A 6,798-nucleotide genomic window follows, 5' to 3' on the forward strand; every position below is an offset into this window, starting at 1 on the left:
CCGTGTTGGGGGCCCGAGCCGCGGCGTGGGTCGGATCAGGCCTGGAGGGCCGTCAGCCGACGCCACCACAAGCGACATCAACGATGTTGCCGGATGACGCGCAAGCGCTAATCGGACCTGCGCCGCTGAAATGCAAGCCCACGGCGTAGGGCCGGGGTCAGACCCTCTGGGTCTGACCCCAGTCTTTGCACTTGGGTTCGACCTGCGCCGTTTAATCCGGGAAACGTTGATTCAGCGCCAGCGCCTCGTCCAGGTTCGCAATCAGCAATTCCACATACTGCGGGTCCAGGTGGCTGCCGCTCACTTCGCGCAGGTAGCCCACCACGCGCTCCAGCGGCCAGGCGTCCTTGTAGCAGCGCTTGTGCATGAGGGCGTCGAAGACGTCGGCCACGGCGGCGATGCGCGCGTATTTGTGGATGTTCTCGCCGACCAGCCCTTGCGGATAGCCGCTGCCGTCGTATTTTTCGTGGTGCTGGTGGGCGATCACGGCCGCCGCCTTCAGGAGCGGGCGCTGCGAGCCGTCGAGGATGGACATGCCCACCGTCGGGTGCTGCTTCATGATTTCCCACTCGGCCGCGTCGAGCTTGCCCGGTTTCAGCAGCACGGCGTCGGGCGTGGAAATCTTGCCGATGTCGTGCATGGGCGCCGCGTGGCGCAGCACCATGGTTTCTTCCTCGGACATGCCGGACGCCTGCGCCAGCAGCTGGCACACTTCGGCCATGCGGCGCACGTGGTTGCCCCCTTCGTGCGAGCGCGATTCGACGACGTCGCCCAGGCGCAGGATCAGTTCGGCCTGGGTATCGGTGATTTCCTGCGTCAGCAGGATGTTGTCGAAGGCGATGGCCACGCCGGAGCAGAACACTTCCAGCAACTGCGCATCGAGGTCGGAAATCTCTTCCACGCCTTTCAAGACCAGCAGGGAGGCCTTGCCGCTGCTGTTGGGAAAGTAGCCGACGTAGGTATCGCCGTGCAGGCGCGAAATCTTGTTGCTCTTCGCATCGTCCAGCTGGGACAGCAGGGAAGGGCTGAGGATGCCGTCGTCCGTGTCGCCGATCTGCGCGAGGATTTCATAGTCTTGCTCGCCGGAAATGGCGCTGGCGCCGCGCAGGCGCAGCAGCATGCTCGTTTCCAGGCGCAGCAGGGCGACGACCTGCTGCAGCAGGCCGCTGGCGAAGTCGCGCAGGTTGCGCTGCTTGAAGATGTGGGCCGAGGCGGCGATGACGCGCTCGAGGCCTTCGCGGTAATGCAGCTGGGCCAGGCGCGCCTCTTCCACCTTCATGATGTCGCGGTAGGCGCGCAGGGCGGCGAAGGTGGTGGTGAACAGCTTGGTGCGGTCGAGTTCCGTCTTTTCCTTGTAGTCGTTGATGTCGTAGTTGACGATCACGCGTTCTTCCGGCGCCTGCCCGGGCTGGCCCGTGCGCAGCACGATGCGCGTAAACTGGTTGCCCAGGTCTTCGCGCATCCAGCGCGCCACTTCCAGGCCGCTGTCCTCGCGCTCCATCACCACATCGAGGAAGACCAGGGCGATGCCGGACTCGCGCGCCAGCACCTGCTTGGCTTCCGCGCCGCTGTAGGCATGCACGAAGCTCAGGGCGCGGCCTTCCAGGCGGAAACGGCTGAGTGTCAGCTTGGTGATGTCATGGATGTCGGGTTCATCGTCGACGAGCAGGACTTTCCAGGGGGGTAACTTGGGCGATGCTGAAGACAAAAATGACATAGGGGCGAGTTCCGCTAAAAGGCATAACTGACGCAATGCTGAGACGCCCGCGCCAGGAAGTCCTGTGCGCCACTACCGGCGTTGCGCGTTTTTCAGGCGCATTTTGTCGATTGTAGACTGACGGCTAAGTATTAACAATAAGCAAGAATAATTGACGCAATTCATGCAACATGCATGGTAAAAAAGCACTTTAAATGGACGGAAGGCGTCACCACGTATACTTTATCGCTTAGGCAACTATATTTTCAAGACAATACTTTGTTTTAATTAATATTGCCAATGAATCTGCAAAAAACTGCAGGCGCCGGCCCGTGGCGGCCAGCAGCGAAAGAAAGTAACAAGGTATGAATTTCGCTTCCCTGGCAGTCACTTGCCGTTATATTGAATGGATAGAAGGTAGGCTCGTGCGCCTGTCCTGTTCATGAAAGGAAGAGCATCATGCAAAAGAAGAAATCGACGCGGGCCCTGCTCGGCGCGCTTGCCTTGCTGGCCAGCACTGCCGCCTGGGCGGGCACCGAGGTGCGTTTCGATAAACCGGAGCAATTTACGGATGTGCCGATGGACCAGCGCCAGCGCGAGGACGTGCTGAAGGATTTGAAGGCGCATTTCGAAAAACTGGGGCAGTCCCTCAAGCCGGGACAAACCCTGAAAATCGACGTCACCGACGTGGACCTGGCGGGACGCGAAGAGCCGCGCATGCGCGGGATGAACGATTTGCGCGTGCTCAACGGCCGCGCCGACTGGCCACGCATCAGCCTGCACTATGTGCTGGAGCAGGATGGCAAGGTGCTCAGCCAGGGCGACGCCCAGTTGTCCGATATGTCGTACATGAGCCGCATCAACCGCTATCCCAGCGACGCGCGCCTGCGCTACGAGAAGCAGATGATCGACGACTGGTTTGCGAAGACCTTCGGCGTGCCGGCGAAAGGCCAGGCGCGCAAATAAGGACGGGGAGCCTGCCCCGCCGCAGGGTGTCGTGGATGCCGGCAGGCTCGCGCCACGCCTGCGGCCGGTCGCAGGCGTTGTATTGCGCTCCAGAAATTTTCTCTTCAGGCTATATTCATTCCGGGCGCCGCAGTGAACGGCATTGCGGCAGTTGCCTGCCGGTGCAATTTTCTGAAAGGGATGCATATGTTGATTTCCAAGGCAATGAAAACCTGGGTGGCGGTGCTGGCGCTGGCCGCCAGCAGCGGCGCCTGGGCCGGGGTGCAGGTCAATTTCAGCCACCCCGACGATTATTCGGACATGCCGTTCAGCACGCGCGACCGCGAGCAGATCCTGGCGGGCCTGGCGGAGCATTTCCAGATGCTGGGCAAGGGCTTGCGGCCCGGGCAGGACTTGAAGATCGAGATCACGGATATCGACCTGGCCGGCCGCGAAGATCCCATGCGCCGTGGCGCCATGGACGTGCGCATCATGGATGGACGCACGGACTGGCCGCGCATGCGCCTGCGCTACCAGCTGGAACAGCATGGCAAGGTGATTGCCAGCGGCAACGCGGCCCTGTCCGATATGTCGTACTTGCAGCGCATCAACCGCTATTCCACCAGCGACGCGCTGCGCTATGAAAAAAAGATGATCGACGACTGGTTTGAAAATACCTTCGGCATCAAGGCCACGGGCCGCAGCAAGCCCGTCATGACCTTGCAGCAGCCCGTCCGGCGCCGCTAGCCGGCGCCCGTCCAGCGAGGCAGGCCAGTCAGCGCAAATACGCCTGTTCGATGCGCGCCAGCTGGCCGTCGTGCCGCAGCGCCAGCAGGGCGGCATTCATCTGTCCGATGAAGTCCGCCTTGTAGGCCGGCGTGTTGCGCGCGCTGTAGGCGATATACGTGGCTTCGGACGACAGTTCCAGCACTTCGCGCAAGTGAAAGCCGTAGCGCTCCAGTTCGCCTTGCAGCTGGCGCGCCGTGTGGCGTGCCGCGCCGCGGTCGCTGGCATAGCAATCGATACGCCGCAAGGCCAGCTTCTTCAGATTGGCTTCATTGCCCTTGGCCGCCTCGAGCCGCAGCACGCCGTGGCGGGCCGGCGCCATCAATTTTTCCGACAGTAAAAAACCCGTGTTGACGCCGATGGTCAGGCCGGCAAAATCGTCCGGGAAATGCGCGCGGGCGGTCTGCATGACGGCATCATGGCAGAACAGCACCACCGATTCGCGGTACAGCATGGCGGAATAGGGCTGCACGTACGAGCGCTCCGTCTTGCGTCCGGGGGGAAACAGGCCGAAGACCAGGCCTTTCTCCAGTGCATCGAGGCCCCGTTTCCAGGGACGCGGCTGCAGGACGAGGCGATAGCCGGGCATCTTGTCCGCCGCCGCGCGCAGGATGTCGATGTACATGCCCTTGAAGACGCCGTTTTCCACATAGCTGTAGGGCGCGTAGTCGTCGTCGCCGTACAGGATGACGGTTTGCGGCGCCGCCAGGACGGCCGGCAACGCGCCCAGCAGCGCCAGGGCGAGGCACAGTCTTGCCGTGATTGCTGATTGCATGCCGCTCCATTTTTCATGTCTTCCTGGCAAGCATACAGCATGGCGGCCTGGCCGGCCCGTCAATCGATCCAGTTTACCTGGGGAAACTTGCTGCCGAACTCTTCCGGCATGGGCACGACCTGGCTGCGCTTGTAGTTGAAGAAGACAAAGCCGGACTTGGCCATCGCGATCAGGGTGTGGTCGCGCGGACGCGTGATGCGGAAGGTGATGTCGCCGCCATACTTGTTGAAATCCATGACGCCCACTTCGAACAGCAGCTGGTCGCGCGCATGGGCTTCGGCACGGTAGGTGGTGGCCAGGTCGGTGACGATGATGCCGGTGCCGTCCGCTTCGATGTCGCGCACGCCGAACTCGAACAGGAAGCGCGCGCGGGCTTCGGAAATCATGGAAATCATGGAATCGTTGCCGAGGTGGTTGCCGGCATTGATGTCCGTCGTGCGTACCGTCAGTTGCGAGGAATAGCAGTACTGGTCTTCAGGAAATTCGAGTTTCAAACGGGCCATGGTGTTCTCTTGAGCTGGGGCGCAGGGCGCGGCGGAAAAAACCAATTCTAGCCGGTTCCCCGCGCCCCGTCGAAAAACGCCCCATCAGCCGTGTGCGGCAGGCGGCGCGCAAGGCGCTACTTGCGCACGATCCGGTAGACTTTTCCCGTGCCGCTCAGCATGTACAGCTCGTTCTGCGCATCTTGCCCGAAGGAGATGATATTGCCCACGTTCGCGATGCCCCAGTCCGTCACGGCCGAGGCCGCGCCATTGCTGTAGCTGAAACTTTTCAGCCAGCCGCTGCAATAGTCGGAATACAGGTATTGCCCCGCCAGTTCCGGCAAGGCCGCGCCCCGGTACACATAGCCGCCCGTGATGGAGCAGCCGCCCGCGCTGTCGTGGCCATAGTCGATGACGGGCAGCACCAGGCCCGCCTGGTTGCAGCTGGCGCTGTTGTAGCACTGCGCGCCTTCCATGATGTTCCAGCCATAGTTGTTGCCCGCCTGGCCTGCGGGACGCACGTCGACCTCTTCCCGGCTGCTCTGGCCCACGTCGGCGATGTACAGCAGCTGGGCCGGCACGTCGAAGGCGTAGCGCCACGGATTGCGCAAGCCATAGGCCCAGATTTCAGGCCGCCCGCCCGCCGTGGCAAACGGGTTGTCCGGCGGAATGACATACGGCTGGGCCACACTGCCGGCATTGACGTCCAGGCGCAGCAGCTTGCCCAGCAGCACGTTCGTGTTTTGCGCATTGCCGGACGGATCGCCGCCGCTGCCGCCATCGCCCGTGCCCGCATACAGGTAGCCATCCGGGCCAAAGCTGAGCAGGCCGCCATTGTGGTTGCTGAACGTGGGGTGGGGAATGGTGAGGATGGTCAGCGCGGACAGGGGATCGGCCACGTTGGCATTGCCGGCCGATACCTGCCGCCGCTCGATGACGATGTCGCCCGCCAGGTTGGTGTAATACAGGAAGAAATAGCCGTTGCTGGCGTATAGCGGGTGGAAGGCCATCGACAGCAGGCCCCGTTCGCCGGTGACGGTGGTCAGGCTGCTGATGTCGAGGAAGGGTGTGGCCAGCAGGCTGCCGTTCTGCATCACGCGGATGCGCCCGGGGCGCTCGACGATGAACAGGCGGCTGTCGCCGGGCGGCGCCGTGAGGAAGGTGGGCGTGTCCAGGCCGGACGCCACTTCCTGCAGGGCCAGGGCCAGCGGCGCCGTGGCCGCGTAGGTGACGGCCGCGCTGGCCGTGGCGCCGGCCGTCACCTGCACCTGCTGCGTCACGGGCGTGGGCGCCAGGGTGCCCGTGCCTTGCATCACGCTGGCGGCGCTGACCGTGTAGGCGCCAGGCGCCAGGTCCGTCAGCGTGGCCGTCGCCGTCAGCGGCTTGCTGTAGGACGCGGGGCCGCTGACCGTGACGGCGCCCGCCACGCCGGCCGGCAAGCCGCCGATGGCGACCGTCAGGCTGCCGCTGGTGGCGCCGGACGGTGGGTGATCGTGGCCGCCGCCGCAGGCGGACAGCAGGATGAGGCAGCATGCCAGCAGCAGGGCCGTCCAGGACGGGAGGGAGCGGGAAAGCGAAGGGCGCATGTCAGTCTCCTGCGGGAACGAGGCAACGGCGGCTCAGAGGGGGACGCGTGTCCAGAATGCGCGTGTGAGTAATGGGACGATTGAGCTGGCGCAAACGGACATCGTACTGGCGCCAGCATACGCCCGGCGCCGGCCGCGTTTCCGTGCGCTGCTGCACGCTGCGGTGGCATCGGACAAATGCGCCGCGTTTTCAGACAAGCGCGCCGCCTGCCGCACCAGCGCGCCCGCTGGCGCCCGATAATGGCCCATCTGAAACGGAGCAGGAATACCTCACATGAAAACCAAAGCCGCGATTGCCTGGAAAGCGGGCGCCCCGCTGACCATCGAAGAAGTCGACCTGGCCGGCCCGCGCGCCGGCGAAGTGCTGGTCGAGCTGAAAGCCACCGGGATTTGCCACACGGATTACTACACCCTGTCGGGCGCCGACCCGGAAGGGATCTTCCCCGCCATCCTCGGCCATGAAGGCGCCGGCGTCGTCGTCGACGTGGGGCCGGGCGTGACGACCCTGAAGAAGGATGACCACGTCAT

Annotated in this window: 7 protein-coding genes; 3 read left to right on the top strand and 4 right to left on the bottom strand. The window is 63.6% G+C overall.

Features of this window, described 5'->3' with window-relative positions; genetic code table 11:
- Nucleotides 1-211 precede the first annotated feature (211 nt).
- Nucleotides 212-1,717 carry a DUF3369 domain-containing protein gene (locus EBS11_RS11345; RefSeq protein ID WP_290603082.1) on the bottom strand — a complete coding sequence of 502 codons (1,506 nt, stop codon included), beginning with the start codon at nt 1,715-1,717 and terminating at the stop codon, nt 212-214.
- Nucleotides 1,718-2,155: 438 nt separating this feature from the next.
- On the opposite strand from EBS11_RS11345, the gene EBS11_RS11350 reads away from it, so the two are divergent.
- Both EBS11_RS11350 and EBS11_RS11355 read left to right on the top strand, forming a co-directional pair.
- Nucleotides 2,156-2,662, top strand: coding sequence for a DUF3016 domain-containing protein (locus EBS11_RS11350; RefSeq protein ID WP_290603083.1), 507 nt, complete (start codon nt 2,156-2,158; stop codon nt 2,660-2,662).
- Nucleotides 2,663-2,848: 186 nt separating this feature from the next.
- Nucleotides 2,849-3,388 carry a DUF3016 domain-containing protein gene (locus EBS11_RS11355; RefSeq protein WP_290603084.1) on the top strand — a complete coding sequence of 180 codons (540 nt, stop codon included), beginning with the start codon at nt 2,849-2,851 and terminating at the stop codon, nt 3,386-3,388.
- A gap of 28 nt (nt 3,389-3,416) precedes the next feature.
- Here EBS11_RS11355 and EBS11_RS11360 read toward each other — a convergent pair whose 3' ends face one another.
- The 3 genes from EBS11_RS11360 to EBS11_RS11370 form a co-directional block, all read right to left on the bottom strand.
- A complete protein-coding gene (locus EBS11_RS11360; protein WP_290603085.1) occupies nt 3,417-4,202 on the bottom strand; it encodes a transporter substrate-binding domain-containing protein in 786 nt (261 codons plus the stop codon).
- A 59-nt stretch (nt 4,203-4,261) separates the two neighbouring features.
- Nucleotides 4,262-4,705 carry a thioesterase family protein gene (locus EBS11_RS11365; protein ID WP_290603086.1) on the bottom strand — a complete coding sequence of 148 codons (444 nt, stop codon included), beginning with the start codon at nt 4,703-4,705 and terminating at the stop codon, nt 4,262-4,264.
- Nucleotides 4,706-4,821: 116 nt separating this feature from the next.
- Nucleotides 4,822-6,270, bottom strand: coding sequence for a PQQ-dependent sugar dehydrogenase (locus EBS11_RS11370; RefSeq protein ID WP_290603087.1), 1,449 nt, complete (start codon nt 6,268-6,270; stop codon nt 4,822-4,824).
- A 274-nt stretch (nt 6,271-6,544) separates the two neighbouring features.
- Here EBS11_RS11370 and EBS11_RS11375 point away from each other — a divergent pair.
- Nucleotides 6,545-6,798: alcohol dehydrogenase catalytic domain-containing protein (locus tag EBS11_RS11375; RefSeq protein WP_290603088.1), on the top strand; the 254-nt coding region annotated here is incomplete at its 3' end.

The sequence above is a fragment of the Janthinobacterium sp. genome (assembly GCF_009923995.1).
GTDB lineage: Bacteria > Pseudomonadota > Gammaproteobacteria > Burkholderiales > Burkholderiaceae_D > Janthinobacterium.

Bases quoted from the DNA above. Each gene is read 5' to 3' on its own strand.
- EBS11_RS11345 (WP_290603082.1), bottom strand. From the start codon at position 1,717: ATGTCATTTTTGTCTTCAGCATCGCCCAAGTTACCCCCCTGGAAAGTC.
- EBS11_RS11350 (WP_290603083.1), top strand. From the start codon at position 2,156: ATGCAAAAGAAGAAATCGACGCGGGCCCTGCTCGGCGCGCTTGCCTTG.
- EBS11_RS11355 (WP_290603084.1), top strand. From the start codon at position 2,849: ATGTTGATTTCCAAGGCAATGAAAACCTGGGTGGCGGTGCTGGCGCTG.
- EBS11_RS11360 (WP_290603085.1), bottom strand. From the start codon at position 4,202: ATGCAATCAGCAATCACGGCAAGACTGTGCCTCGCCCTGGCGCTGCTG.
- EBS11_RS11365 (WP_290603086.1), bottom strand. From the start codon at position 4,705: ATGGCCCGTTTGAAACTCGAATTTCCTGAAGACCAGTACTGCTATTCC.
- EBS11_RS11370 (WP_290603087.1), bottom strand. From the start codon at position 6,270: ATGCGCCCTTCGCTTTCCCGCTCCCTCCCGTCCTGGACGGCCCTGCTG.